This window comes from Myxococcus sp. RHSTA-1-4 (genome assembly GCF_020037125.1).
Lineage (GTDB): Bacteria > Myxococcota > Myxococcia > Myxococcales > Myxococcaceae > Myxococcus.
Genome location: NZ_JAIQDG010000021.1, coordinates 155,448 through 181,951, shown reverse-complemented (window position 1 = coordinate 181,951; position 26,504 = coordinate 155,448). Strand labels below are relative to the sequence as shown.

Here is a 26,504-nt window from a genome sequence, read left to right as displayed (position 1 = left end):
GCCTGCGCACCGCGGCCCTTCCGTGCCCTGGGCCGGAGAGGCGGGGAATCTGTCTGCTTCCGTGGCGCCGCTCATCCGGAGAGCGCGGTGAGCACCCTGGAGGCCACCGCATCCCACGAGCGCGCGACCGCCGCCGCGTGGATGCGCCGCTCCATGGCGGCGCGCCCGGCCTCGTCGAGGCGGGCGGCCTCGTCCAGCACCGCGGTGAGGCGGTCCACGCTCAAGGGGCTCACGGGCCAGCCCGCGCCCGTCTCGCGCACGTAGGCGTGGAGGTCGGGCGGCCCTCCCGCGATGACGGGACGGAGGAAGGACCGGGCGAGCTGCGCCGTGCCGCTCTCGTGGCGGATGTGTTCCTCGTAGAGGTTGAGCACCGCGTCCGCGGCCCCGAAGTACCGGGGGTGCTCGCCCAGGGGGACGAAGCCCGGGAACATCCGGACGCGCTGCTGGACGCCGGCCTGCTCGCAGAGCGTCTGGAGCTGCCGGAACGAGACGTCACCCTCCGGGCCGGCGACGAGCAACTCCCACTCCGGGCTTCGCGCCAGGGCCCCGAGGACCAGGCGGAAGCACTTGTCGGCCCGCAGGGTGCCAAAGGCGAGCAGCGCCTTGCGCCGCGTGCCGATACCCAGCGCGGCGCGGGCCTCCGCCCGGTCCAGGCGCGGCACCTTCTCGGGATGGGGTGCCCCATAGGGAATCACCTCGACCTTGTGGGTGTAGCGCCGCTCGGGGTCGACGTTCTCGAACAGGTTCTCCCGCATCCCGGGCGCGTGGACGAAGGCCCGGTCCATGCTGCGCAGGATGTGCCTCGCGAAGGGGCGCGCGAGGAGCTTGTAGGCGGCGGCGACGGGCGACGCGTGCCTCAAGTTGAAGTTCGTGTCGTGGAAGATGCACGCCTGCCGATGGGTGCGGCGCGCTTGCGCGACGTACGCCGCCAGCGAGAGGTACTCGAAGCCCTCGAACAGGAGCGGTGGCCCGCCCAGGTGGTGGTGCACGCGCCGCAATTCGTTGAGCAGGTGGACCTGGTGCGTGAGGCGGCCCGTTCCCCAGACGACATCTCCCAGGGGCCCCAGGCGCTCACGGTATGCCGAGCGTGATTCGACGGCCGTGTCCTTTCCGACCGCGTGCGAGACGATGGGGGCGGGATAGCTCCCGCGCCCCCTCAGCCCGAGGACGTGGACGTCCACGCCGAGCCGTCCGAGCGCCTCGCCCAGCCCGGTGAGATAGGACTGCTGGTGCCCCGAGAGCTGGAAGGCGGCCGGGCTGAAGATGAGCATGCGATTCGGCGGCATGTGGGAGGCCCTCGCGCCACGCATCTCCGCATGGCGTCCGGACTTCATAGGGACTTCCTGGTGCCAGCAAGCGCCCCACGGGGCAGGACCGGGTCCTGTGCAGGCCAGTCCGTGACGAAAGGCGGGGGAAACGAAAACGCGAATCGCCGGGCGACGCGGTGAAGCGCCGCCCGGCGACCCGGGAACAACCGATTGTGAATGCTGCCTACGGCGTGGCGAGCCCGGACAGGATTCGCGCGTTGAGCGCGCCGTTCGCGTAGAACATGATGTTGTTGCCGACGCGATGCGCCTCCAGCCGGCGCTGCAGGTTGGCGTCGTAGCGGCCGAGCTTCATCAGGCCGTCGTTGAACCAGCCATTGCCGGTGCCCGAGCCGTCGACGTAGGTGGCGTACCGCGTGGCCGAGGGCCAGATGACGGAGTTGAGCGTCGCGGTGAACTTGCGGATGTCGTCGTCCGTCCACTCCATGCCGGCGTCATGCGCCTCGACGATGTAGGCAAGCATGCCATTCGCGTGAGCCACGTCCTGGCCGGGGCGGGCGGTGGAGCCCCACACGTCGCTCCAGTAGTAGGTCGGCGTGGAGACGAAGCCCGGGCGCAGCTGCTGGCGCAGGGACGACGTGGAGTTCGGCAGGTCACGGTTGATGTTGTTGAAAACAGTCAGGTAGGTGGCCTTGCGCGTGGCGTCCGTGGTCATGCGCGACAGGTCCATCGCGATGTAGGCCCAGTGCGAGGCCATGTGCGTGCGGTTGCGGTAGATGAAGGAGTTCGCCCCGCGCCGGTGCCACTTCTCGAAGATGTTCTTCTCCGAGAAGGCCAGCAGCCGGTCGTACTGCGCGCGGTAGGTGGCATTACCATACAGCGTGGGCGTCTCGCGGATGACGCGCAGCATGCGCGTCACGTAGCGCCAGCAATAGCTCTCGAACAGGGGAACTTCCTTCCCCAGGGTGTCGGAGCGCTGCGAGGCCCAGCCCAGGTACGAGTCCTTGAACTGGCTCTGGGGCAGCGACGACGACAGCTTCGCGTTGCGGACCATGTTGTTGACGTAGAGGAGCGCACGGTCCAGGTACTGCGTCTTGCCCGTGGCCCGGTACATCGCGGTGTTCGCGTCGATGCCATAGGCCAGGTTGTAGAACTGCCAGCTGTCCAGCGAGTTGCTCCGGGGCAGGTAGTCCGCGTTGTGCTCGGTGTTCCAGCGCCCGAGGAACAGCGACTCCCAGGCCGCCACGGTGCGGAGCGGAGTGGTCGCCGCGGCCGTCGCGGTCGGCGAGTCGGAGGAGGGCGCCGGGGCCGGCTGCGCGGCAACCGGCTCGGAGCCGTCCGCGGCGGGCGCGTCGGCGTCCGCATCGGGAACCGCGGCAATCAGCTCGGGGGCGGTGGGCGCATCGCCCCCCTCGTCGGGGGCAGCGGCAACCGGCTCGGAGTCGTCCACGGCGGGCGCTTCAGCCCCCTCGTCGGGGGCGGCGGCAACCGGCTCGGAGTCGTTCGCGGCGGGCACATCAGCGCCCATGTCGGGGGCCGCGGCGACCTGCTCGCCGTCGGGGGTCACGACCTGACCGGAGTCAGGGTCCACCATTTCGGCGTTGGGGTCGCAGGCCATTCCAAACAGAACGGCGAGGGCCAGGATTGAGGACATGGCAAGGCCACGGGTGCTTCGACGACGGAAGTCCAACATCAATTGTGTCCTTGGGGGAGTAGGCCTCCGCTCGCGCGGATGACTACTCTGCAATGGGAACGCCGGAATGCGTTCGTTGGCGACTGGAACGTGTGCAGACAAACCAAATTCCGACGAAGGCTCGTACCGCGAGGCATGGGCCGCCCGCTCGGAGGTGGTGCGAGCCGATGACGAAGACGCAGTTGCGGGCCATGCTGGTCCCCGACGCGGGTGCGTCGGCACGGTCCGCGGACTACTTCCGCTCTCCGCACCACCTGCGCGCCGAGGGCGTCACGCACTCCCTCGTCATCGACGGAGGCGAGGGCAGGTCGTTGCTGCTCCCACTCATCGTACGGCCCATCGAGGGGACGCCCCACCGCGACGCGGTCTCTCCGTATGGGTATCCAGGCGGGTTGGTGAACGGACTGAGCGAGGTGCCCAAGGAGTCGGTGGACTGGCGGGCCACCGGGCTTGTCTGCATCTTCGTGAGAGACCGCGTCTCCGGGCCGCGCTGCTTCGGGGGGGCAACCGAGCGCAACGAAGTGTTCTTCATCGACCCTCGCCTGCCCGTCGAGTTCCGGGAGATGCACCGGCGGCACGTGAAGCGCAACGTCCGGGACGGCTTCGTCACCCACCGTGAGCCTGCCCGCGAGGCGGCGAGCGAGGTGCGAGAGGGGTTCAAGCAGGCGTACCGGCAGACCATGGTCCGCGACCGGGCGAGCGCGCGGTACTTCTTCTCGGATGCATACTTCGAGGAGCTGTTCGCTTCACCCGTCGCATGGCTCCTGACGACGCGGGCTCCGGACGGGCAGGTCGCCGCCGCGGCGGTCTGTGTCAGCAGCGACGGGGTGCTGCACTACTACCTCGGGGGGACGGCGGACGCGTACCGGGCCCGCTCGCCGTCCAAGAACCTCTTCGTCGCCATGGCCGAGCTCTGTTCGGAACTCGGCTTGCCGCTCCACCTGGGGGGAGGCATCCAGCCGGGCGACGGCCTCGAGGAGTTCAAGCGGGGCCTGGCGAACTCGAGCTCCCGGCTCCGCACCCACGAAATCGTCTGCGAGCCGGAGCTGTACGCCCACCTGGTGGGAGGCCGCGCGGAGGGGGGGTACTTCCCGGCCTACCGCTTCCCGGGGCCCGGGGCCTTCGACGGGGCGTAGGTCGGGATGAGGGTGAGAAGGGTGTTCGTCACGCCGGGCGTGTCGCCGGTCCGCGCCGCCCGCCACAGCCGCCGGAGCCGGGCGTGGAAGTCCGCGGGAGGCGCGGGGCTGCGCGCCACCTTGATGCGGTTGCGGACCTGCTGGGTGCGCTCCTCCTCCTCGCTCAGCAGCGTCTCCTCGAGCTTCTCGCCCGGGCGCAGCCCCGTGTAGACGATGGGGATGTCCTTGCCCGGCACCAGGCCCGCCAGGGTGATGGTGTTGGCGGCGAGCTCGGAGATGCGCACGGGGTTCCCCATGTCGAGGATGCACAGGTCTCCATAGCCTCCCAGCCCCGCGAGCACCACGAGCCCGACGGCCTCGGGAATGGTCATGAAGTAACGGGTGCAGTCCGGATGCGTCACGGTGACGGGCCCGCCGCGCTGAATCTGCCGCTTGAAGAGGGGCACCACGCTGCCCGCGGAGCCGAGCACGTTGCCGAAGCGGACGGCGGTGAACGCGGTGCGCGAGCGGGCCGCGAGGTCGCGGACGACCATCTCCGCGAGCCGCTTGGAGGCCCCCATGATGGACGTGGGGTGGACCGCCTTGTCGGTGGAGATGAGCACGAAGCGCTCCACGCCACAGGCGTCCGCCATGCGCGCGACGTTGCGGGTTCCGAAGACGTTGTTCTTGATGGCCTCCTCGGGCGAGTCCTCCATCAGGGGCACGTGCTTGTGCGCGGCCGCGTGGAAGACGTACTGCGGCGCATGCTCCGCGCCGATGCGCATCATCCGGGGCTGGTCCCGGATGTCCGCCACCAGGGCCGTCACCGGAAGCCGTGGGTAGCGCTCCTGGAGCTCGCGCACGAGCAGGTAGAGCTCGTTCTCGTTGATGTCGAGCAGCACGAGCGAGGCGGGCGCGTGCTCGGCGACCTGACGCGCGATTTCGCTGCCGATGGAGCCCGCGCCTCCGGTGACGAGGATGCGGCGGCCGGTGACGAGCCGGTGGACCTCCTCGCGGTCGAACGCGACGGCGTCCCGGGGCAGCAGGTGCTCCGGGCTGAGGTCATGCAGCATCGCGGAGGTAATCTTCTTGTCGAGATAGACGAATGAGGCGGGGAGGATCTTGAACCCGACGTCCAGGTCCCTGCACAGGTTCAGGATGTGCTGGATGCGCTCGGGGGCCAGGGTGGGAATGGCGATGAGCACCTGGCTCACGCGGTGCTTCTTCACCAGCTCCGGTAGCGAGTCGATGGGGCCGAACACCCGCCTGCCATTGAGGCGGGTGCCGTGCTTGGCGGGGTCGTCGTCCACCAGCCCGATGACGTGCCAGGGGCTGCCGGGGGTGCGCCGGAGGTCTCGCAGCAGCAGGTCTCCGGCGCCGCCCGCGCCGACGATGATGGCGCGCCGGGTGCCCCTCCGGCGCGCGCGCTGCCGGTCGAGGTACCACTGCCGCGCCATCCGCGGTGCGAACCGGTGCCCCCCCATCAGCGCCGTGGAGACGAAGAACTCGATGCCCACCACCGAGAGCGGCAGGCGCTCGAGGGTGAGGGAGGACCGGAGCACCTCGAAGGCAATGGTGGCGAGCGCATTGGCGAGGATGAGCCGTCCCGCCTCGCTGAGGCCCGGGCTGCGGAAGGACCAGCGGTGCAGCTTGAACCAGACCAGGGTCCCCAGGCGCAGCGCGAGCAGCAGGGGCAGCCCATGCAGGAACGCCATCTGCCACCGCGCGGGCATCCGCCCGTCGAAGCGCAGCAGCACCGCGAAGAAGAGTGCACCGCCCGTGATGACCGCGTCGAGCAGGAGCACGAGAAGCGGGCGCAGACGTGGCGAGCGGCGTGGACCGCCGGCCAGTCGCGCCGGAGAATGTCCGGCTACGGCAAGAGTGCCTTCCCGCGTCCCTTGCGCCATTCTCCCCTTCCCCTCCTCTGCTTCTCAATCGATGAGGGTGGCGTGCGAGGGCGCCTGCTCCAAGTTGCCCCGGAGCGCCTGAGCTTCCAATGCGAGTCATTGCACGGAAGCAGACGTGGGAACCTCCCCCGGTCCCGGTCCAGACTGGGAATGCGGCCTGCCCGTTGCCTGCGCGCCTCCTCCGTCCAGGCCGTGGGCCCTCCTCCCGGCTGACAGATTCCTGCCTTGCTGGCCAGTCGCACCGGGGTGCTCTAGCAACCCTATTGCAGGGGGGAGCCGGGCTCGCCAGCACCGGCCGTGGCTCGTGGAAAGGTCGGGATGGTCATGTCCAATCCTCACGTGCGTGATGCCTCGGAGGCGGTTTTCTCGGTACTCACGGAAGCTGAGCTCGCGAAGCGCCGGAGCGAGGAGGGGGTGCGCGTCATCCAGCACGGTGGGCACTTCTGGGAGGAGGCGGGGGCGCCCGGGTTCTTCCAGCCCGTGCACCTTCTGGCGCGGCTGAGGCCGGACGAGGCAACCCGCCCCACGCCGCTGAGCTGGGGCTACCGGGCGGCGCTGACGCCGGAGAGCGCGGGGGCGGCGAATGGCAGCGTCCCCATCGAACGGCTGAAGGACCTCGCGAGCTATGACGTCAGCAGCCTCTCCGCGAACCGGAGGAACAAGCTCCGGAAGTGCCAGCGGCTCGTGAGGGTCGTGCAGCTCACCGGCCCCGAGCTTCTGCTGGAGCAGGGGCATGAGATTGCCGTCGAGGCGCTCTCTCGGACCCGTCACCGGAAGCCGCCCTCGCGTGAGGACTACGTGGCGGAGGTGAAGCGGTACTTCCAGGGCAACCACTGGTGCGTGCTCGCGGGCCTGGTGGACGGCAGGCTCGGGGGATTCCTCACGGGCTACGCGGTGGATGGCATCGCGTACGGGAGCAGTGCGTACTACGCCACCTGGGCGCTACCGACCAACATCTCCACGGGGCTGGTCTTCGAGTTCGCGCAACTCTGCCGCAGGAGTGGGAAGGTCCAGATGCTCGTGGGCGGCCTTCACTCCCGCGAGGTGCCCCAGCTGAGCCAGTTCAAGGACGACCTGGGGTTCGTCGTGGACCCCATTCCCATCCGGTGGGACATGAACGTGCTCGCGCAGGCGTTCATCCGCTGGCGCCGTCCCCACGCGTACTACCGGCTGACGGGCACGGCTTGAGGTCATCCCACCGCCACGCGGCTCCGGACTGTCGGCGTGCGGGCAGCGGGCCGGTCCCCACGGGGAGGTAAGCCGCGGGCGGGGCCGTGACTAGCCTCCACGGCACGGGGGCGGGGAGTCCCTGGGAGGGGAAGGCACATGCGTCGTGTACGCGAGGTCGTCGCCATGGCCGTGGGCATGGCGGTGCTTCTGGCGGTGTCACCCGCCGCGCAAGCTGGCGGTGGAGGAGCGCCCCAGAGCCGCCGGGTCCGGTGCGGCGACACCATCACCCGGAACACCCGGCTCACCCACGACCTCGCATGTCCGGGCACGAACGGCCCCGCGCTCCGCATCACCCGCGCGGGCGTCGTCCTCGACCTGGGCGGTCACACCGTGCGCCGGTCCGGCCCGGATACGGGCGGGTCCGAGGGCATCGTGGTCGAGGCCGACAGCACGGTGAGGAACGGCACCATCCGGGGGTTCTCCTGGGGGTACATCGTCGACTCCGGCCAGGACGTGCGGCTGTCCCGGCTCACCTTCATCGACAACTGGGCCGCCGTCTACAACCGCTACGGCAGCTTCACGAACATCCACGTGACGGACTGCCGGCTGCTCCGCAACCGCGTGGGGCTGGGCAGTGAGCAGGATGCGGGCAACGGAACCTTCAAGGTGAAGTCGTCGCTCTTCTCCGGCAACGGGCTCGCTTTCTCCGCGAACTTCCACTCCGTCGATGTGGACCGCTCGACCTTCAGCTCCAACGAGCTCGTGTTCTGGTGCCCCGACGGCAGCGTCACCTTCAGGTCGAGCCTGCTCTTCCGGAACCAGGTCGTGGGCTGGGTTCCACTCGGGGAGTTCGGCTACGGCACCTGTTACGAGGCGAGGTTCTTCAACACGGTCATCGCGGGCAACGGCGCCCTCGCCCCCGCCGTGGAGCCGGCCTGGGAGCCATTCGACCTCGTGCTGCGTGACTCCTATGTCGCCGGCAACGACACGGGCCTGGAGGCCCGGGCCAGGACGCTCGACGTCAGGGGCAACACCTGGTGGGAGAACGGGAGCGGATTGACGGTGGCCGAGCCGCCGGAGCTCCTGCAGCCCTCGGTCACCGGCACGGTCAGCGGCAATCGCTTCCTCCGCAACCGGGGTGACGGGCTCCGCGTGACGTTCCCCGGCACCCTCACGGTGTCCGGCAACGTGGCCATCGGCAACACGGGCTGGGGCATCCACGCGCCGGGCGTCATCGACGGGGGCGGCAACGTCGCGCGAGGCAACGGGGCGGGCGACTGCTTCGGTGTCGTCTGCGCCTCCACGGGTGTGCGCCCCGGTGCCCCGGACCTCGCCGTCGAGCCCGACACCGGGGCCGTCCCGTTCATCCCCGCGGGGACGTGGAACCCGGCGGAGAGGAGTGGCCTCGAAGACGCCCGGTGAGTCCGGCTCCCTGAAGGGCCGGGCAACTGCTTCTCCGTGGGGGACTCCGACGGGCGGAAGCCCGCAGGAGTCCCGCCGCTTCACGCGCCCTGGAGAGGGCCCCGGAACCCGCTCGGCTCCGCGCGCACCGTGGTGTTGCCCGCGAGCATCCCCCGCGTGAAGAAGGGGTTCTCGAAGAACACGTACGGGTGGACCAGCTCGGGGCGGCTGGCGGCCTCCAGCCTCGCGGAGAGCGCGGGCGGCAGCGTGAAGTCGAGCGCGCGCAGGTTGTCCTCGAGCTGCTCCAGCCGGCTCGCGCCGATGACGGTGGAGACCACGCCCGGACGCGTCGCCACCCAGTTGAGCGCCACCTGCGCGGGCGAGCGCTCCACCTCCTTCGCCACCGCGACCAGCTCCTGGACGATGGCCCAGGGACGCTCTTGCAGGAACTTGTCCGCCACGGGGTTGCCGCTGGCCAGGAGCGCATGGGCGCGCCCTTCTCCCTTCGGCTTCGTGCCCTCGCGGGTGTACCTGCCCGTGAGGAGCCCACCGGCCAGCGGGCTCCACGGGGTGATGGCGGCGCCCAGCGCGAGCGCGGCGGGGATGTGCTCGCGCTCGATGTTGCGCTCGGCGAGCGAGTACTCCAGCTGCAGCGCCGCCACCCTCTCCCAGCCGTTCCGCTCCGCCAGCGTCTGGGCGCGGGCGAAGTACCACGCCGGCACGTCGGACAGGCCGATGTACCGGACCTTGCCCTCGCGCACGAGGCCGGTCAGCGTCTGCATCACCTCCTCCACGGGCGTCAGGCCGTCCCAGACGTGGAGCCAGTACACGTCCACGTAGTCCGTCTTCAGGCGGCGCAGCGAGCCCTCGAGCGCGCGGAGGATGTTCTTGCGCCCGTTTCCACCCGCGTTGGGGTCTCCGGGCGAGGTGTTCACGGAGAACTTGGTGGCGAGGACCGCCCGCTCCCTCCCGCCGTGCTTCGCGAAGAAGTCGCCGATGATGCGCTCACTGGAGCCGGAGGTGTAGCCGTCCGCCGTGTCGATGAAGTTGCCGCCCGCCTCCAGGTAGCGCGCCAGGATGCGGTGGGAGTCCTCCTCGGTATTCCCCCAGCCCCAGTCGGGGCCGAAGGTCATGGTGCCCAGCGCCAGCGGGCTCACCCGCAGGCCCGTCTGGCCGAGCAGGTGGTACTTCGTCAGGGAGTCGATGCGCTGCGTCGTCATGTGTGGGCCCTCTCCAGCCGTACCGGCGGGCACCGAGCGCCCGTCGCGTTGCTACGGATAGGGGAGGGCTCCCACGCGCGCAGCCCGGTTCTTGCGCCTGTTTGAAGGCGGAGCGCCGCGCGCCAGCGGAAGCGTTAGGCTGTGGAGACAATGACCTACCAACGCAATCCCGTGAAGGCGCCCCGGGTCTCCGGCATGGCGCTCAAGGCCTTCGTCAACGCACTGGAGAGCGGAGTCGGCTCCGTGATGCTGGAGAAGCTGGTGCGCGACAGCGGCATCGAGCACTGGCGCGAGCTGCCCGCGGGGGATGCGCCTCCCGTCCAGCTCCCGTTTCCGCATGGCGCCCCCGCCGCGGAGCCCCAGTCTCCCGTCGAGCAGGCCGCGCGTGCCATCGCCGCGGCGCCCCAGCCCGGGGAGCGTGCGACGGTCGCCGCCTATGTGCGCGCCTACCGTGAGGGCGGGGTGGAGCCACTCTCGGTGGTGCGGCGCATCCACGAGGCCATCGAGCGGATTGACAGTGGGAAGGACCGCCTGGGCCTCTTCGTCGCCCGCAATCCGGACGAGGTGCTCCGGGCCGCGGAGGCGGCGGGAGAGCGCCTGCGCGCGGGCCGGCCCCTGAGCGTGCTCGACGGCGTCCCCGTCGTGCTGAAGGACGAGGTCGACCTGGCCGGCTTCCCCACGACGCTGGGGACGAAGTTCCGCAAGGAGGTGGCCGTCGCGGACTCGACGGTGGCCGCGCGCCTCAAGGCCGCCGGCGCCATCATCCTCGGCAAGGCCAACATGAACGAGATTGGCATCAACCCCATCGGGTTGAACCCGCACCACGGCGCCGCGCGCAACCCGTGGAACCGGGCCCACATCACCGGCGGCAGCTCCAGCGCGTCCGGCGCCGCCGTGGCCGTGGGGCTGTGCCCCTTGAGCATCGGCGCGGATGGCGGAGGCTCCATCCGCATCCCCGCCGCGCTGTGCGGCATCGTCGGCCTCAAGGCCACATGGGGCCGCATCCCCGAGACGGGCGTGCCGCCGCTGTGCTGGAACGTGGCCCACGTCGGGCCCATGGGCCTCACCGTCGACGACGTCGCCGCGATGTATGCGCTGCTGGCCGGGCCGGATGGCCACGACGTCGTCGCCCAGACGCAGCCGGCGCACCACCTGTCCGGCTACGAGAACGCGGACCTGTCCGGCGTGCGGCTCGGCATCTGCTGGCCCTACTTCGAGGATGCCGACGCCGACGTGGTGGCGCGCTGCAAGGACGCCGTGAAGGCGCTCACCGGCGCGGGGGCCACGGTGGTGGAGGTCCCCGCGCCCGACCTCAACACCATTCTATGGACGCATAGCTGCATCATCCTGAGCGAGATGGCGGAGGCGATGCTGGCGCACGTGAAGTCGCGCCCCTCGGACTTCGGCTTCGACTCACGCACCAACCTCGCCATCGGCCGGCACTTCCGGGCCACCGACCTGGTGCACGCGCTGCGGCACCGGCACCGGCTGACGCGCGAGCTGCTGGCGCTCATGGCGGACGTGGACGTCCTCGTCACGCCGACGACAGCCTCCACGGCCCCGGTGATTCCCGAGGAGACGCTGCCCCACGGAGAGTCGAACCTGCCCGTGGTGGACGCGCTGATGCGCTTCGTGCGCCTGGCCAACCTGACGGGCTTCCCCGCGCTGTCGGTGCCGGCCGGCTTCGACCGCGCGGGCCTGCCCGTGGGCGTCCAGCTCACGGGGCGTCCCTACGAGGAGCACCTGCTGTTGCGCCTGGGCCGCGTGGTGGAGCGGGCCACGGAGACGCGCCCGCCGCCCATCCACGTGAGCGTGCTGCGGTGATGCGGCCTCAGGACGCCGAGTCCTTCACGCGCGAGCGAAGCACCGCCGCCAGCACCTCCGCGGTCTCCGGAGGCAGGCGCGGAAGGTGGGTGTAGAGCGTCTCCTCGACCTGCGCGAGGGCCTCGGGCGGAGCCCCGGCCTCGCGCAGGCCCGCGAGCACGGTGTAGGCCGCCACGCCGAGCGGCCCGACGAAGCCTCGCGACTCCTCCCAGAACTCCTCGAAGCAGGGCGGCGCCTCCCCGGAGGCGACGCGGACCAGCCGCTTCAGGCAGGTGTCCCACCACGCCCGGTGGGCCTCCAGCGACTCCTGGCTGGAGAACGGGCCCTGGCGCACCTCCACCCGTGTGCCGCCCTCGGCGGGCCGCAGGGCAATGGAGGCGCGGGTCTCCTCGCGCCCGAGGCTCCCACCCTCCCACGCCATCTCCAGCTCCAGCCCTTCGCCCGGAGTCACCTGGACGATGCGGCCGAGCTGCGCGAAAGGGGTGCCCTCCGCGTCGAGCATGTCCACCCGGAAGGGCTCGCCGGACGCCACGTCGCCTGCGGCCCCGATACGGTGGCCTCCCCGCGGTGCCCCGTACCAGCGCCGCAGCCGGAAGGGGTCTCCGAAGGCCGTGAACACCTCCTCCGGCTCCCGCGCCAGCCACACGTCCATCACCAGCTCGCTCATGCCGCCGCTCCCGCCCGGGTCCGGGCCTCGAAGCGCGGGACGCCCGCCGTCAGGTGCCCCGGCACACGGTACTGCTCGACCACCAGGCTGATGCGCGCCTCCGAGAGCCCGGAGGCGCCCGTCTCCACCGCCGCCACCTCGTGCACGAGGTCGCCCCGGAACGTCACCAGCGAGCGGGGCATGGGCGCCAGCGCGGCGACCGGGTTGCCACGGTGATACAGCCGCAGCTCGCCGCCCGAGAGCCGCTCCGGCACCTGCACGTACAGGACGCTCACCGCGACCGGGCAGCCAATGCCCGCCCCGTAGTACTCCAGGCTGCGGTCGATGTGGGCCCCCACCCCGCGTCCCCGCTGGACCAGGAGCGGGTTGAGCAGGAAGGCATTGCACTCCGGCAGCAGCGCGGCCTGGAGGAAGGGCGCGAAGGCGGGGAAGAGCGCCTCCACGTCGGAGGTGGCCTCCCGCCGGAAGGTGATGGAGAAGCCGTAGGTGCCCGAGAATTGCCCCGACAGGTTGGTGTCGCTGAGCAGGGGGGAGTCGAGGATGGACTTCCGGATGCTCTCGACCGCGGTGGGCGGCAGGGCCTCGGGCGTCCGGTGCACGAAGGTCTGGAGGCGGAAGGCCCCACTCCAGGGAGGCTGGAAGCGCATGTGAGGAGTCTAGCCCAGCCCGGCGCCGGGCTGGCGCACGCGGGAGCCCGGCGAGCGGAAGGAACCCGTGTCTGCCTGCCGCTGGTGCGGACCCCGGGGGCCTGCTCATCTCTACGGGAAGGCGGGGGCCGCGCGTCGGGGTGGGCGCCGAGGGAAGAGGGGCGTCACGGGGGAACCATGGACGTAGCTGGCGACGTTCAGAGCATCTTGCGCTCTCCCGAGCGCCTGGCGGCCCTACGCCTCACGGCCCTCATGGATACAGAGGTCGAGGAGGAGTTCGACCGCCTCACCCGGCTGGCGTGCCGCTTCCTTCATACCCCCATGTGCCTGGTGGGCCTGCTGGATGAGCGGCGTCACTTCTGCAAGAGCTGCATCGGCCTGCCGGAGCCCTGGCTGAGCCGGCGCGAGATTCCGCTCACGCATTCGATCTGCAAGTACGTCATGAGGGGCAACGGGCCCCTCGTCGTCCCGGACACCCGCCAGGCCCCCCTGCTGCGTGACTGCCTCGGCGTGACGGAGCTGGGCGCGGTGGCCTACATGGGTATTCCGCTCGTCAGCGACGGCCAGGTCCTCGGGGCCTTGTGCGTCGTCGACACCGTCCCACGCCAGTGGACGAGCGAGGAGGTGGGCATCCTCCAGGACCTCGCGGCCTCGGTGATGACGGAGGTGGCGCTGAGGACCTCGCGCGCGCTCGAGCGGGCCGCCCAGGCGGAGCTCCTGAATGTGCGGGAGGGCGTCCGCGCGCGGGACGAGTTCATCTCCATCGCCGCGCACGAGCTGCGCACCCCCCTGACGCCGCTCAAGCTGCAACTGGAGACGCTCCGCCGCAGCGTGGTGGCCGCCTGCCTCGGGGACGCCCGGGTGATGCGCCACCTGGAGCGGGCAGGGGCCCAGGTGGAGCGGCTGAGCCAGCTGGTGGAGCGCCTGCTGGACGTGTCGCGCGTCGCGACGGGGCGGCTGGGGCTGGTGCTGGAGGACGTGGACCTGTCCCGCCTGGCGGCCGAGGTGACGGACCGCTTCCGCGAGGAGGCCGAGGAGGCGGGGTGCCCCCTGGTGGTACACACCCCGGGCCCGGTGCGAGGGGCGTGGGACCAGCTTCGCATCGAGCAGGTGCTGTCCAGCCTCCTGTCGAACGCCATCAAGTACGGTGCGGGCCACCCCATCGACGTGAGCGTGGAGGGACACGGGGAGCTGGCACGCCTGTGCGTGCGGGACGAGGGCATCGGCCTCGCGCGCGAGGACGCGAGCCGCATCTTCGAGCGATTCGAGCGGGCGGTCTCTCCCACTCACTACAGGGGAATGGGGCTCGGGCTGTACGTCGCGAAGCAGATTGTCGAGGCCCATGGAGGGACCATCGTCGTGCGGAGCCAGCCGGGGAAGGGCTCGACCTTCACCGTGGTCCTCCCCACACACCAGCTGGACACCTCCGTCTCGTCAGCGCTGGAGGAGCGCGCTGGAGCCACCACGCGTCAGTGACAGCAGCTCCCCGGTGGAGTGGAGCACGGTCCACGCTCCCTCCTTGGCGGGCTCCAGCGATGCGGACGCGCGCCCGCCCACGATGAGCGGGATGTGGGGCGCCGTGTGGTGCACCAGCTCCAGCGCGTCCTTCGCGGCCGGGACGTTGTCGGGCAGGGTGACCGACAGCCCGGCGAAGACGGGCTGCTCGCGGGCGACGAACATGGCCAGGTCCCTGGCGGGGGTGTCCGCGCCCAGGAAGCGCACGCGCCAGCCGTCGAGCGCCAGGACCTGGGAGACGAGCCGGGCGCCGAGCACGTGGCGCTCGCCGGGCGCGCAGGCGACGATGGCCCGTGGGCCCCCCTGGTGCCACGCCAGGCCCGGCAGGGTTTGGGACATCAGCTCGCGCAGCAGCTCCGTGGCGGCGTGCTCCTCCGCCACGGACGCGCGGCCCCTGCACCAGCGCTCACCCACCGCCTCCATGACGGGGCGGGCCAGCGCGTCCACGAGGAACGGGGCCCCGCCGTGCTCCATGTAGCGGTGCACCGCGTCGAGGACCATCCCGCTGTTGCCGACGAGCAGCGCGTCCGCGATGGCATCGGGAGGAGGAAGCCACGGGGGAGTCACGACACCTACCTCCTGGAGACGAGGGCACCAGGAAAACCTTCGTACCGGCGGCCCCCGCTGCAAAGCGGGCCTCCCTCCAGCGGACAGCGGGCGGGTGCCGGGCGGCCCGGGCCCCTGTCACCCGCGGGCCCGCTCGCGCGCGGCGTGGGGCGTTCATCCATTATTCCCGCGAGAACATTCGGCTTGTGATGGGGCGGGACTTGCTGGAGCCTTGGCGCGATGCAGCCATCTCTCCAGGTCATGGCCTCGCTCGTCGTCCTCCTGGTGGCCGGAGGATGCAAGCGTGAGCCCGATGCGGGCGCGGCGCGGAAGGCCGCGCTGCCCGAGGTTGCTCCCAACGCGCTTCGCGCCCCCGAGGCCTTCGCGGCCATCGAGAATCCGGCGGAGCGCTCGAAGGCGCTCTTCCTCGAGGCCAGCCGCGTGTTCCTCCACCCGCGCTGCGCGAACTGCCACCCCAGCGGGGACGTGCCCCTCCAGGGAATGGACGGGCTGGCGCACGACCCTCCCGTGGCGCGGGGACCCGGGGACCGGGGCGCCGCCGGAATGGAGTGCACGAGCTGCCACCAGGAGCGGAACCTGGAGCACGCGCGCGTGCCCGGGGCGCCGGACTGGCACCTCGCGCCCATCGAGATGGCCTGGGTGGGCAAGAGCCCGCGCCACATCTGCGAGCAGCTCAAGGACCCGAAGCGGAACGGAGGCAAGACGTTGGCGCAGATTGTCGAGCACAACGCCCATGACGCGCTGGTGGGTTGGGGATGGGCTCCGGGCAGCGGGCGCGAGCCGGCTCCGGGGACCCAGGAGCAGTTCGGCGCCATCGTCGCCGCCTGGGTGGAGACGGGCGCCGCGTGCCCGGGCGAGGAGGCCCGGCCATGAACATCCGCGTGCGCGTCAACGGCGTGGAGAAGGAGCTGGAGGTCGACCCGGAGATGCCGCTGCTCTGGGCGCTGCGTGACGTGCTCGGCCTCACCGGCACGAAGTACGGCTGCGGCCAGGCGCTGTGCGGCGCGTGCACCGTCCACCTGGATGGGCAGGCGGTCCGCGCGTGCGTGACGCCGGTGCGCCGCGCGGAGGGGCGCTCGGTCACCACCATCGAGGGGTTGTCTCCGGATGGCAGCCACCCCTTGCAGAAGGCCTGGGTGGACCTGGGCGTCCCGCAGTGCGGCTTCTGCCAGGCGGGGCAGCTCATGACCGCGGCGGCGCTGCTGGCGAAGAAGCCCCAGCCGACGGACGCGGACATCGACCAGTCGCTGGCCGGCAACCTGTGCCGGTGCGGGACGTACACGCGCATCCGCGCGGCCGTGAAGAAGGCAGCGGGACTGTCCGAGGAATAGCGAGAACGCCATGACCGAGCGGCTCCAGAAAATCACCCGGCGCTCCTTCCTCGAGGGGCTGAACCTCGCGGTGGGCGGGCTCACCCTGGGCCTCTTCTCCGCCGAGGCGCTCGCGGCCGAGCCCTCCGGACGCACGGGGAAGAAGCCGAAGACGGGCTCCGAGGCCCAGGAGCGGAGCGCGCCCGGGCTGAACCCGAACGCCTTCGTGCACGTGGCCCCCGACGGCACCGTCACCATCGTCTGCCACCGCTCGGAGATGGGGCAGGGCATCCGCAGCTCGCTTCCGGTGCTCATCGCCGACGAGCTGGGCGCGGACATGGCCCGCGTGAGAATCGTCCAGGCCGACGGCGACAGGAAGTACGGCGACCAGAACACCGACGGCTCCAACAGCGTCCGCGGCATCTACGAGGACATGCGCCGCGCCGGTGCCACCGCGCGCACCATGCTGGTGGCCGCCGCCGCGCGGCGCTGGAAGGTGAAGCCCGAGGACTGCGAGGCCAGGGACCACGCCGTGTTCCACCGCGGCAGCCAGCGCACGCTGGGCTTCGGCGAGCTGGCGGGCGAGGCGGCGAAGCTGGCCGTCCCCAAGCCCGCGGACGTCCGGCTCCGGCCGAAGGAGGAGCTGCGCCGCGTCGGGAAGGACCTGCCGCTGCTGGACGGCCCGGCCTACGTCAATGGCTCCGCGCTCTTCGGCGCCGACATCCGGCTTCCGGGCATGCTCGTCGCGATGATTGCCCGCCCCGCCGTCGTCGGCGGCCGGGTGGCGCGGTACGACGCCACGCGCGCCCTCGCCGTGCCGGGCGTCAAGCGCGTCATCGAGCTGCCGGCGCCCAGGGCCCCGTACACCTTCCAGAGCTGGGGCGGCATCGCCGTGCTGGCGGAGAACACCTGGGCGGCGATGAAGGGCCGCGCGGCGCTGGACATCACCTGGGAGGACGGGCCGAACGCCGCGTACGACTCGCGCCAGTACCGCGAGACGCTGGGCGCGTCGGTGCGCGCGCCGGGCACGGCCGTGAGGAACGTGGGTGACGTGGACGCCGCGCTCGCGAAGGCCGCGCGCGTCATCGAGGCCGAGTACTACGTCCCCCACCTGCCGCACGTACCCATGGAGCCGCTCGCCGCGCTGGCCCGGGTGGAGGGCGGCGCGTGCGAAATCTGGGCGCCGACGCAGCACCCCCAGGCGGCGCGCTCGGTGGCCGCGGGCGTGCTCCAGCTCCCCGAGGACAAGGTCCAGGTGCACGTCACCTTCCTCGGCGGCGGCTTCGGGCGGAAGTCGAAGGCGGACTTCATCGCGGAGGTGGTGTGGCTCGCGCGCGAGGCGGGCGTCCCGGTCCGCGTGCAGTGGACGCGCGAGGACGACGTCCGGAACGACTACTACCACTCCGTCAGCACCCAGCGGCTCAGCGCCGGGCTGGACGAGGCGGGCAAGGTCGTCGCGTGGCGGCACCGCACGGCGTTTCCGCCCATCGGCTCCACCTTCGCCCCCGCCAACCGGCCGGCCCCGAGGGACCTCCAGCAGGGCGTGACGGACCTGGCGCTCGCCATCCCCAACGTCCGCGCCGAGGCCTGCGAGGCCAACGCCCACGTCCGCATTGGCTGGCTGCGGTCCGTCTACAACATCTTCCACGCCTTCGCGGTCAACTCGTTCGTGGACGAGCTGGCCCAGGCCCGGGCCGTGGACCCGCGCGACATGCTCCTGGAGGTGCTGGGGCCGCCGCGCGTGGTGTCGCTCGAGGAGCTGGGCGTCCCGAAGCTGGAGAACTACGGCCGCTCCCTGGACGAGCACCCCATCGACACCGGGCGCATGCGGCGTGTCATCGAGCGCGTCACCGCGCTGTCGCGCTGGGACGACCGGAAGAAGGACGGGCGGGCGCTGGGGCTCGCCGCGCACCGGAGCTTCCTCAGCTACGTGGCCGTCGTCGCGTCGGTGGTGAAGGACCTGGAGGGGAAGCTGCGCGTGGACGAGGCGTGGATCGTCGTGGACGCCGGCACGGTCATCAACACGGACCGCGTCCGGTCCCAGATGGAGGGCTCCATCATCTTCGGGATGAGCCTCGCGCTGTACGGTGAAATCTCGATGAAGGGCGGCGCCGTGGAGCAGTCCAACTTCCGCGACTTCAAGCTGGTGCGCATCGGCGAGGCGCCGCGGAAGCTCCACGTCGACATCATCGAGAGCGACGGCCGCCCGGGCGGCATCGGCGAGCCCGGGGTTCCGCCCGTCGCGCCGGCCATCGCCAACGCCGTCTTCGCGCTCACCGGCACCCGCGTCCGGGAGTTGCCCATCGCCCGGACCTTCCCGTCGCTCCAGGTCTGACCCCCGGGGCCTTCCCCGGGGCCCTCAGTGAACCGTGGCCTCGGAGGGCCGCCACGCCAGCGGCAGCTCCACCGTGAAGGTCGCGCCGTGGCCCCGCTGGCTCTCCGCGCGGATGGTGCCCTGGTGCGCCTCCACGATGCGCCGGGTGATGAACAGGCCCAGGCCCAGCCCTCCGTAGTTGCGGGTGGAGACGGCGCGGCCGAACTTCTCGAAGATGCGGGTGAGGTCCTGCGGGGCGATGCCGATGCCCTCGTCGCGCACGGTGAGGCGGGCCGTGTCGCTCAGGCGCTCCACCTGGAGCACCACGGGGCGGCCCGGGCCGTACTTGATGGCGTTGGACAGCAGGGCGCGGACCACCTGCTCCAGCCGGTGCCGGTCCCACCAGCCCGACACGGGCCCGGGGAGCTGGAGGACGATGTCACATGCGGCCTGGGCGGCCTGGGCCCTGAACTGCTCCGCCGCCTCGCGGGCGACGGCGGACAGGTCCACCCGCTCGCGGTGGAGGGGCAGCGTCTCCCCGGTGAGCTGCGTCCCGTCCAGCAGGTCGTTGATGAGGGCGGTGAGCTTGCGAAGCTGCACCGACGCGCTCTCCGCCGTGCGCAGCACGCTCTGCCGCAACTGCTCCACGCGGACGTCGGCCCGGGCCTCGCGGGCGAGCGCCTGGAGCTTTATCTGCAAGGGGGTGAGCGGCGTCTTCAGCTCATGGGAGGCGACGGTGAGGAACTCGTCGCGCAGCCGCACGGCCTCCTGGAGCCGGGCCTCGGTCTCCTTGAGCCGTGTCACGTCCTGGAGGGCGAGCACGACGGTGGCCGGGTGGCCGTGCATGGCCGGGAGCAGCTCCGAGTTGGTGAGGAGCGCGTACCTTCCGCCGGTGTCGGTCTGCCACACGATGGGGGCCTGGTGCAGGCGCTCTCCCCGCGCGGCGCGCACCCCGGGAATCTGGTCCTTGGGAAGGGGGGCCCCTGTTTCATCGAAGAGGCGGTACGCGTCGGTGTAGCCCTCCGAGGGAATGTTCAGGGGGATGTGGCCCCCGGCCAGCCGGTAGGTGGCCTGGTTCGCGAAGAGGACGCGTCCGGTGCCGGGCTCCATGAACACGAACGGGACGGGGAGGAGGTTGAGCACCGACTCCAGCCACTGCTGCTGGTTGGCGAGGTGCGCGGCCAGTTCCTCCACCTTCTGACGGGCCTGGACCTGAGCGGTCACGTCCATGACGAAGGAGAGGACGGAGTCCACCCTCCCGGCGGCGTCGCGCAGCGGCAGGAAGGCCATGTTGAAGACGCGCTTCTCCGGCAGCCTCTTGCCGTGGGGGCCCAGCGGGGCGGACTGCTCCGTCTTGAAGAGGGGTCTGCCGGATGCGTAGACCTGGCGCATCAACTGGGAGTAGCGCTCAACGTCCCGATCTCCCTTCGCGCCTTCCACCAGGGAGTGGCCGGTGAGGTCCACGCCGGCCGCGAGCTGCTGGTAGAGCGGATTGGCCAGTGTGTAGACCTGCTCCGGGCCGCTCAGGAGCGCGATGGAGGCCGGGATGTTCATCAACACGTCGTAGAGGCGCGCACGCTGGGCTTCCACCTCGGCCTCGGCCCGCTTGCGGTCGGTGATGTCATGGACGAGGGCGACGAAGCCCTTCACGTTGCCCCGAGCGTCCCGCGTGGGGACGTACGTGGACTGGACATGCAACCGCCGCCCGTCCCGGAGCCGCATCGCGCTCTCGTAGTTGACGGTTTCTCCCGAGAGCGCCTTGCGCATCCAGTCCCTCAGGTGGGCGTACCCCAGCTCCCCCGCCAGCCCGCGCACCCGCTGGCCCACCATCTTCTCCGGGTCCAGGCCGAACCACGTCTCGAAGGCCCGGTTGCAGAAGACGTAGCGCTCGTGCTGGTCGATATAGGCGACCAGGGCCGGGAGCGCGTCGGTGATGGCGCGGAGCTGGTGCTCCCGCATCCGGATGACCTCGCGGCTCAGCTCCAGCGCTTCCTTCGCATGCACCTGTTCCGTCACGTCCCGCTGTGTCCCCCACACGCGGACCAGCCGGTCCCGCTCCACCACGCCCATGAGGTTTGCCAGGCGTACGCGCTCCGTCCCGTCGGGACCTGGCTGGCGGCTCTCCATGCCCTCCAGGCGGTAGCCGTCGCGGATGAAGGACCGGGCCGCCTCGTCGGTGGAGGCCTCCCCATGCGTGAGCAGCGCCACCATCCTCCGCAGCGGAGTGCCCAGCAGCTCCGGCGCGGCCGCGAAGCCCGTCATGCGCGCCATGACGTCATTGGCCTCGGCGATGCGGCCGCGGCCCAGGATGGCCCGGACCTGCTCGTCCTCCGGCAGGTGCGTGTCGACGGGTGGCTCCATCTCCAGCCGGCAGATGCCCTCCGTGCTCTGGGCCACGAAGGTGCGGTAGCGCTCCTCGCTGGCCTGGAGTGCCCGCGTCGTGTGCCGCAGCCCGTCCTCGGCGCGCTTGCGCTCGGTGATGTCCTCGGCGGTGGAGATCCACTCGCGGACGGCGCCTCCGTCGTCGAACACCGGGACGCTCCGGACGACGACGTCCCGGTAGGAGCCGTCGTGGGACCTGAGGCGCAGCTCGCAGTTGTAGGGGTCTCGCGTCTCCAGGGACGCCGTCCACTCCGTCACGAAGCGAGCCCGGTCGCTCGGATGGATGGCATCGAGCCAGCCCAGCCCCAGATGGGCTCCGTGCGACTGCCCCGTGAAGGCCAGCCAGCGCGGAGCCGGGTCCACCAGCTCTCCCCGGTTGTTGGTGGTCCACACGGTCTGCGCCATGGATTCCACCAGTGAGCGGTAGCGCTGCTCGCTCATCTGGAGCGCCCGCTGCGCCCGCCGCCGCGCCGTCGCCTCCTCCACCATGACGCCAATGCCCCGCATGACACCGCCACCGTCCCGGACGGGGTAGTAGCTCACCTGGAACTGGCGCTCGGTGCTGGGAGCCCCTGGCGTGGTGCCGGTGACGTCCAGGTCGAGCACGGGCTGCCCGGTCTCCAGGACCTGTCGGTAGTGGGGTTCGAGCAGGGGCCACAGCTCGGGGACGACGTCCCGCACCTTGCGCCCCAGGTGGGCCTCCCGGGGCAGGCCATTGATGGCGGCGAGGGCTTCATTGATGTGGATGTACCGGAGGTCCAGGTCCACGAAGGCCAGGCCCACCGGAGCGCAGGCCACCATGGTCTCCAGGAACCACCGCGACTGCTCGGCGGTGACTCCCTCGATGGCCTCCCTGTCCGTCACGCCTGCGCTGTGTCCCAACACGCACGCCCCTCCAAGGATGTGCTCACCCTGGAAGGGCACGCAGGGCGGCGGTGCGCGTCCGGCACGGCCGTCCGTGGGGCACCGCCTCTGACGGTGCACATCCCGGCCGCCCGCCGGGAGCCAGGATGCGCGGGAGCCGGCGCCCGCTCCTTCATCCCCCAGGACTCACTTCCCAGCTTCCCGAGGTGTCGCGGGCGGCGGCGGCGCCAGCCCCGTCACCCGGGCCAGCGGAGACTCGCCGCTCAGCCCGCTCTGAAGCTCGGGGGCATGGGCGCGGGCAGGCTGGCATCCGGAGGCCCGGATCAGCGCACGCCCCGCTCGGCGAGCCACGTGCCGATGCGCTCCAGCATGCCGGCCGAGGAGGGGCCGTCCTTCATGGCCGCCGCCTTCGCTTCCCGGGCCAGCCGCACGGCCCGCTCGCGGTCCTGGCCCGAGTCCCACAGCGCGCGCGCCAGCAGGAAGAGCGTGTCGGTGCGCTGGCCCGGCATCGAGCGGGCGCGCTCCCAGCCGGCCAGCGCCCGCTCCAGGGGCGCGAGCGCCTCCGCGGGACGGCCCGCCTTGAGGTAGGTGGCGCCCAGGTCGTTGAGCGTGGCGGTCCACAGCCGCCGGGTGTCGTCCTGCTGCATGAGCACGATGTCGGCGGCGCGCTGGACGTACCGCACCGACTCCTCGAAGCGCTGCTGCTGGTTCAGCGCACGGCTGATGAACCGCAGCGGCATCACCAGTCCCTCCTCATGCGCGCCGAGCCGCTTCTCCCGGATGGCCACGGACATGTTGAAGTGCGCCTGGGCCTCGTCCCACTTCTTCTGCCGGAAGAACATGAGCCCCAGGTTGCTGTGGATGATGGCGGCGCCCATGCTCTCCGGCCCGTCCGACTTCCGGGCGACCTCCAGCGCGCGCTCGTAGACGGGCAGGGCCTCGTCCAACCGCTGCTGGACGAGGAGCGACGAAGCCACGTCATTGAGCGCGTCGTACACGCGGGGATGGTCGGGCCCCAGCGTCCGCTCGAAGACCGCCAGCGCGTCGCGCGACACGGCCTCCGCCTGGGTGAATTCGCCCTGGTCTCGGAGCACGGGCGCCAGCGCGAGCCGCACCCGCGCCACCTCCGGGTGCTCCGGCCCCAGGGCCTGCCGCGTCAGCTCCACCGCGCGCTCCACGTGTGAGCGCGCCTCCACCCATTCGCCCTGGTCCAACCGGGTGGCGCCCAGCTCCTGGTACACGTCCGCCGCCTCCAGGCTGTCCGGCCCGAAGGCGTGCTCCACCAGGGCCAGCGCCTGTTGCTGCTGGGCCAGGGCCTCGGCGTAGTGGGCCTGCTTGCGGAGCAGCGTGCCCGCATACGTCAGGAGGTTGACGCGCAGCAGCTCATTTCCACCGCCGAGCCGGTCGATGGCGGCGGCGGCGCGGTTCCTCCAGCGCGCGGCCTGCTCGTACTCGTCCAGGCCCACGGTGCACACACGCACCAGCAGCGTCCAGGCCCGCGCGGCCACCGCGTCCTGGCGCGTGGCCTCCGCCGCGTCCAGCGCCTCGAAGAGCGCCGCCTCCGCGCCCTTCCAGTCCCCGGCCCCCTCGCGCAGCTCGCCGAGGAGCAGGAAGGCCTCCGCGCCCTCGCGGCGGTCTCCCGCCTCGCGCGCCGCCTTCGCCACCGGCTCCACCCGTGCCACGCCTTCCTTGTAGCGCCCGGTGTTCTTCAGCGCGCGGCCCTGCGCCAGCGTCTCGCGGAGCACGTTCCGCCGCTCGAGGGCCGCCGGGTCCTCCGGCGCGGGAGCCCCTCCGGGCGCCAGGGCTTCCGAGCAGCCCGACAGCGGCGGCAGCGCCTTCACGGCGCGGTGCGCCTCGTCCACCATGCGCGCGTCCGCCTCGGAGAGCAGCCGGGACAGCGCTGACACGTCCGCGAGCCGGCCGTCGAGGCAGCGCATGCGCCACGCCAGCACCTCCTCGGACTGGCCGCCCCGCACGCGCGTGGCCTCGCACGCGGTGGTGCGCGTCGTCGCCCACGCGGCGGTGTACGCGTCCAGCTCGCGCCTCACGCGCTGCCATGCCGCGCCCGCGTAGGGACGGCCGGTGGCGCGGAAGGCGGACTCCACGGCCTGCTGCCGCTCCGGGCCCCAGATGGGGGCGAGCTCCGCCGTCGCGTCACAGGCCTGGGCGCGGCGCGTGTGCACCGTGTGGGTGAGGCCCACCGCGGCGGCCAGCAACGTCAGGCCCCCCGCCACCGAGAGCCCCCGGCGCCAGCGCGCGGCCGGGTCTCGCTGGAGCTCGGCCAGCAGGGCGTCCATCGACGGGTAGCGCTCCTCGGGGCGCACGGCCAGCCCGCGCAGCAGCACACGCCGCAGCCAGGGCGGCACGCGCGTGCCGGCGGGAGGAGGGCGCACCCGCCCCGCGCGCACCTCGGCGGTGAGCGTGGACAGCGAGGTGCCCTCGAAGGGGCGCTCGCCGTAGAGCGCCTCGTGGAGCGTGACGCAGAAGGCGAACTGGTCTCCCCCCGGGCCCGCGCGCACGCCGTCACAGAGCTGCTCCGGGGCCATGTAGGCCGGCGTGCCGCCCATGACCGACCGGGTCATCGTCTCCGCGGAGGCGGCTCGGACCGCGAGCGGAGGCAGGGGGCTTTCTCCGGCGGGGGCTCCCAGGTGCGCGAGGCCGAAGTCGGTGACGCGCACGCGGCCGTCGCGGCCCACCAGCAGGTTCTCCGGCTTGAAGTCGCCGTGCACCACGCCCGCGGCGTGCGCCGCCGCGAGCCCCCGGCCCGCGTCCAGGAAGAGGGCCAGCACCTGCCGCATCGGGCGCGGCGAGGCCTTCAGCCACTCGCCCAGGGTCTGCGCCTCCACCCGCTCCATGGCCAGGAAGACCTGCTGGCCGAAGGTGCCCACGTCATAGACGGACACCACGTGCGGGTGCGAGACACGGGCCATGGCCTGGGCCTCGCGCAGGAGGTGGGCGCGGCCCCGCTCCAGTCCGCCCAGTGCCTCCACGCGCAGCAGCTTGAGGGCCACGCGCCGGTCCAGCTCCGGGTCATACGCGCTGTAGACGACGCCCATGCCGCCCACGCCCAGCAGCTCCAGGATGAGGTAGCGCCCCACCGCGGTGCCCTTCTCCAGCGGCGCATCCGTCGCGCGGTCTCCGCGCTCGGGCGAGGACTCCCGCTCCCGCTCCGAGCCGGGCTCCTCCGGGTTCTGGGCGCGCAGGCCCCGGGCCACCAACTGGCGGCACCCGGCGCAGGTGTCGAGGTGGGCGTCCACCTCCGCGGTCTGCTCGGGCGACAGCTCGCCCAGCAGCAGCTTCATGAAGAGGGGCTCGTCGATGCAGCGCATGAGGTGCGCACCCTCCCTGGGGCGTCATGCGAGGGCCGTACGGTACCGGGGGGAGGAAGCGGGCAGACGATAGCACCGGCGTGTCGGCGCGACACGTCGGGCCCCCCGCGACACGTCGGTCCATGTGGCGCCGGGGCTGGCCCCAGAGGGGAGCCTCATGGGCATGTCGCTTGCTCCGAGGGCAGGCATTCCCAACCCACCGGAGGCACCATGGCGACCGAGGCGAAGGACCCCACGCGGCTGAAGCAGCTCCTGGAAGACGGCATCCGCGCCTATCTGGCCGGCAGCGACGAGATTGGCGTCTCGGCGGCCCTCGCCGTCGGCGACGCCCGCGCCTCGTATACGTCGGGGCTCGCGGACCGGGAGGCGAAGCGTCCGGTGAAGGACGACACGCTGTTCATCATCGCCTCCGTCCAGAAGACCTTCACCAACACGCTGGCCGCCGCGCGCATCGTCGAGGGGAAGATGTCGCTGGACGACCAGATCACCCGCTTCCTGCCCGAGGAGGTCCGCGAGGAGGGGAGCGTCATCCGGCAGGTCACCCCCGCCAACCTGGGCACGATGACGGCCGCCATGCCCGCGCCCAACGTGCCGGGCCAGCCCGCCCACGCGCTGTACATGGGCCAGCCCCCCACGCCGCAGCTCCTGGACTTCTGGAAGCGCTTCAACCCCGAGCGCCACATCGGCACGAGCTATCTCTATGCGAACGTGAGCGAGGTGACGCAGGGCTTCACCACCGTCGGCGCCGCGGGCCGCCCCTACCCGGAGATGTTCGCCCAGGACATCCAGGGGCCGCTCGGAATGGAGGACACGGTGGTGGACGTGAGCGGCCTCCCACCGGAGCGCATCGCCCAGGGCTATACCGCCGCGGGCAAGCGCATTCCCTTCCGGGGCGTGGGCTTCAACTCCACCGCCGCCGACATGCTGCGCTTCCTGGAGGGCAACCTCTTCCGCGTGCCGAGCATGCCGCTGCTGACGTACCGGGCCATGCAGCTGGCCCATGAGCCGCGCTTCCAGATTTCCCCCGGGCACTTCATCGGCATGGCCTGGTACACCACCGAGGTGGGGCAGGGCGCGCGAGTGGTGAGCAAGGCCGGCGGCAACGGGGGCTTCGCCGCGTGGATTGGCTTCATCCCCGAGCGCGCCGCCGCGGTGGTGCTGCTCACCAACGGGCACCCCGCTTCTTCGAAGGGCGGGCCGCTCCCCGCCACCGGCAGGAACATCCTGCTGAAGGCCGCCGGCATCGACCCCGCCTCCATCATCCCGCGCGAGGACGCGGACGGCGGCCTCCAGCCGGACAACCCGGAGGTGTAG

General features: G+C 71.7%; 18 protein-coding genes. 9 read left to right on the top strand and 9 right to left on the bottom strand.

From position 1 onward, the window contains the following. Positions 1–71: 71 nt before the first annotated feature. Together K8638_RS27095 and K8638_RS27090 are read right to left on the bottom strand one after the other, a co-directional pair. Positions 72–1,286, bottom strand: coding sequence for a glycosyltransferase (locus K8638_RS27095; protein WP_223757531.1), 1,215 nt, complete (start codon positions 1,284–1,286; stop codon positions 72–74). A gap of 205 nt (positions 1,287–1,491) precedes the next feature. After that, entirely contained in the window at positions 1,492–2,919 is a 1,428-nt protein-coding gene (locus K8638_RS27090; RefSeq protein ID WP_223757530.1) for a hypothetical protein, read from the bottom strand. Positions 2,920–3,125: 206 nt separating this feature from the next. On the opposite strand from K8638_RS27090, the gene K8638_RS27085 reads away from it, so the two are divergent. Beyond that, positions 3,126–4,094, top strand: a complete 969-nt coding sequence (locus K8638_RS27085; protein ID WP_223757529.1) for a GNAT family N-acetyltransferase — start codon at positions 3,126–3,128, stop codon at positions 4,092–4,094. On the opposite strand, the gene K8638_RS27080 is transcribed toward K8638_RS27085, so the two are convergent. Then, positions 4,055–5,878, bottom strand: coding sequence for a nucleoside-diphosphate sugar epimerase/dehydratase (locus tag K8638_RS27080; protein ID WP_223757528.1), 1,824 nt, complete (start codon positions 5,876–5,878; stop codon positions 4,055–4,057). The genes K8638_RS27085 and K8638_RS27080 overlap by 40 nt on opposite strands. 426 nt (positions 5,879–6,304) lie before the next feature. Between K8638_RS27080 and K8638_RS27075 the strand changes: the two genes are divergently transcribed. Together K8638_RS27075 and K8638_RS27070 are read left to right on the top strand one after the other, a co-directional pair. Then, on the top strand, positions 6,305–7,168 hold the full coding sequence (locus K8638_RS27075; RefSeq protein ID WP_223757527.1) for a hypothetical protein: 864 nt from the start codon (positions 6,305–6,307) through the stop codon (positions 7,166–7,168). Between the two features lie 138 nt (positions 7,169–7,306). Then, positions 7,307–8,572 (top strand): right-handed parallel beta-helix repeat-containing protein, encoded by a 1,266-nt coding sequence (locus tag K8638_RS27070; RefSeq protein WP_223757526.1) that lies wholly within the window; start codon positions 7,307–7,309, stop codon positions 8,570–8,572. Positions 8,573–8,652: 80 nt separating this feature from the next. Here K8638_RS27070 and K8638_RS27065 read toward each other — a convergent pair whose 3' ends face one another. After that, complete coding sequence (locus tag K8638_RS27065) at positions 8,653–9,771, bottom strand: aldo/keto reductase (protein WP_223757525.1); 1,119 nt, start codon at positions 9,769–9,771, stop codon at positions 8,653–8,655. A gap of 150 nt (positions 9,772–9,921) precedes the next feature. On the opposite strand from K8638_RS27065, the gene K8638_RS27060 reads away from it, so the two are divergent. Further along, a complete protein-coding gene (locus K8638_RS27060) occupies positions 9,922–11,595 on the top strand; it encodes an amidase (RefSeq protein ID WP_223757524.1) in 1,674 nt (557 codons plus the stop codon). 7 nt (positions 11,596–11,602) lie between these two features. On the opposite strand, the gene K8638_RS27055 is transcribed toward K8638_RS27060, so the two are convergent. Together K8638_RS27055 and K8638_RS27050 are read right to left on the bottom strand one after the other, a co-directional pair. After that, complete coding sequence (locus K8638_RS27055; RefSeq protein ID WP_223757523.1) at positions 11,603–12,262, bottom strand: SRPBCC domain-containing protein; 660 nt, start codon at positions 12,260–12,262, stop codon at positions 11,603–11,605. Continuing rightward, positions 12,259–12,909 (bottom strand): 2OG-Fe(II) oxygenase, encoded by a 651-nt coding sequence (locus tag K8638_RS27050; protein WP_305071195.1) that lies wholly within the window; start codon positions 12,907–12,909, stop codon positions 12,259–12,261. The genes K8638_RS27055 and K8638_RS27050 overlap by 4 nt, the downstream gene beginning before the upstream one ends. A gap of 252 nt (positions 12,910–13,161) precedes the next feature. On the opposite strand from K8638_RS27050, the gene K8638_RS27045 reads away from it, so the two are divergent. After that, positions 13,162–14,385, top strand: a complete 1,224-nt coding sequence (locus K8638_RS27045; RefSeq protein ID WP_223757522.1) for a GAF domain-containing sensor histidine kinase — start codon at positions 13,162–13,164, stop codon at positions 14,383–14,385. Here the strand turns inward: K8638_RS27045 and K8638_RS27040 are convergent. After that, complete coding sequence (locus tag K8638_RS27040) at positions 14,344–14,991, bottom strand: cobalamin-dependent protein (protein WP_223757521.1); 648 nt, start codon at positions 14,989–14,991, stop codon at positions 14,344–14,346. The two genes, K8638_RS27045 and K8638_RS27040, sit on opposite strands and share 42 nt — an antisense overlap. Before the next feature lie 219 nt (positions 14,992–15,210). Here K8638_RS27040 and K8638_RS27035 point away from each other — a divergent pair, with 219 nt between their 5' ends. From K8638_RS27035 to K8638_RS27025, 3 genes are read left to right on the top strand one after another with little or no spacing between them, the layout of a single operon-like run. Further along, positions 15,211–15,864, top strand: coding sequence for an Isoquinoline 1-oxidoreductase subunit (locus tag K8638_RS27035; RefSeq protein WP_223757520.1), 654 nt, complete (start codon positions 15,211–15,213; stop codon positions 15,862–15,864). Then, positions 15,861–16,322, top strand: coding sequence for a (2Fe-2S)-binding protein (locus K8638_RS27030; protein ID WP_223757519.1), 462 nt, complete (start codon positions 15,861–15,863; stop codon positions 16,320–16,322). Before K8638_RS27035 ends, K8638_RS27030 begins: the two co-directional genes overlap by 4 nt. A 10-nt stretch (positions 16,323–16,332) precedes the next feature. Continuing rightward, on the top strand, positions 16,333–18,636 hold the full coding sequence (locus tag K8638_RS27025) for a molybdopterin cofactor-binding domain-containing protein (RefSeq protein ID WP_223757518.1): 2,304 nt from the start codon (positions 16,333–16,335) through the stop codon (positions 18,634–18,636). 24 nt (positions 18,637–18,660) lie between these two features. Here the strand turns inward: K8638_RS27025 and K8638_RS27020 are convergent, their stop codons facing one another. Together K8638_RS27020 and K8638_RS27015 are read right to left on the bottom strand one after the other, a co-directional pair. Beyond that, positions 18,661–21,882, bottom strand: coding sequence for a PAS domain-containing protein (locus K8638_RS27020; protein WP_223757517.1), 3,222 nt, complete (start codon positions 21,880–21,882; stop codon positions 18,661–18,663). Between the two features lie 302 nt (positions 21,883–22,184). Beyond that, positions 22,185–25,190 (bottom strand): tetratricopeptide repeat protein, encoded by a 3,006-nt coding sequence (locus K8638_RS27015; protein WP_223757516.1) that lies wholly within the window; start codon positions 25,188–25,190, stop codon positions 22,185–22,187. Between the two features lie 210 nt (positions 25,191–25,400). On the opposite strand from K8638_RS27015, the gene K8638_RS27010 reads away from it, so the two are divergent. Further along, positions 25,401–26,504, top strand: a complete 1,104-nt coding sequence (locus K8638_RS27010) for a serine hydrolase (RefSeq protein ID WP_223757515.1) — start codon at positions 25,401–25,403, stop codon at positions 26,502–26,504.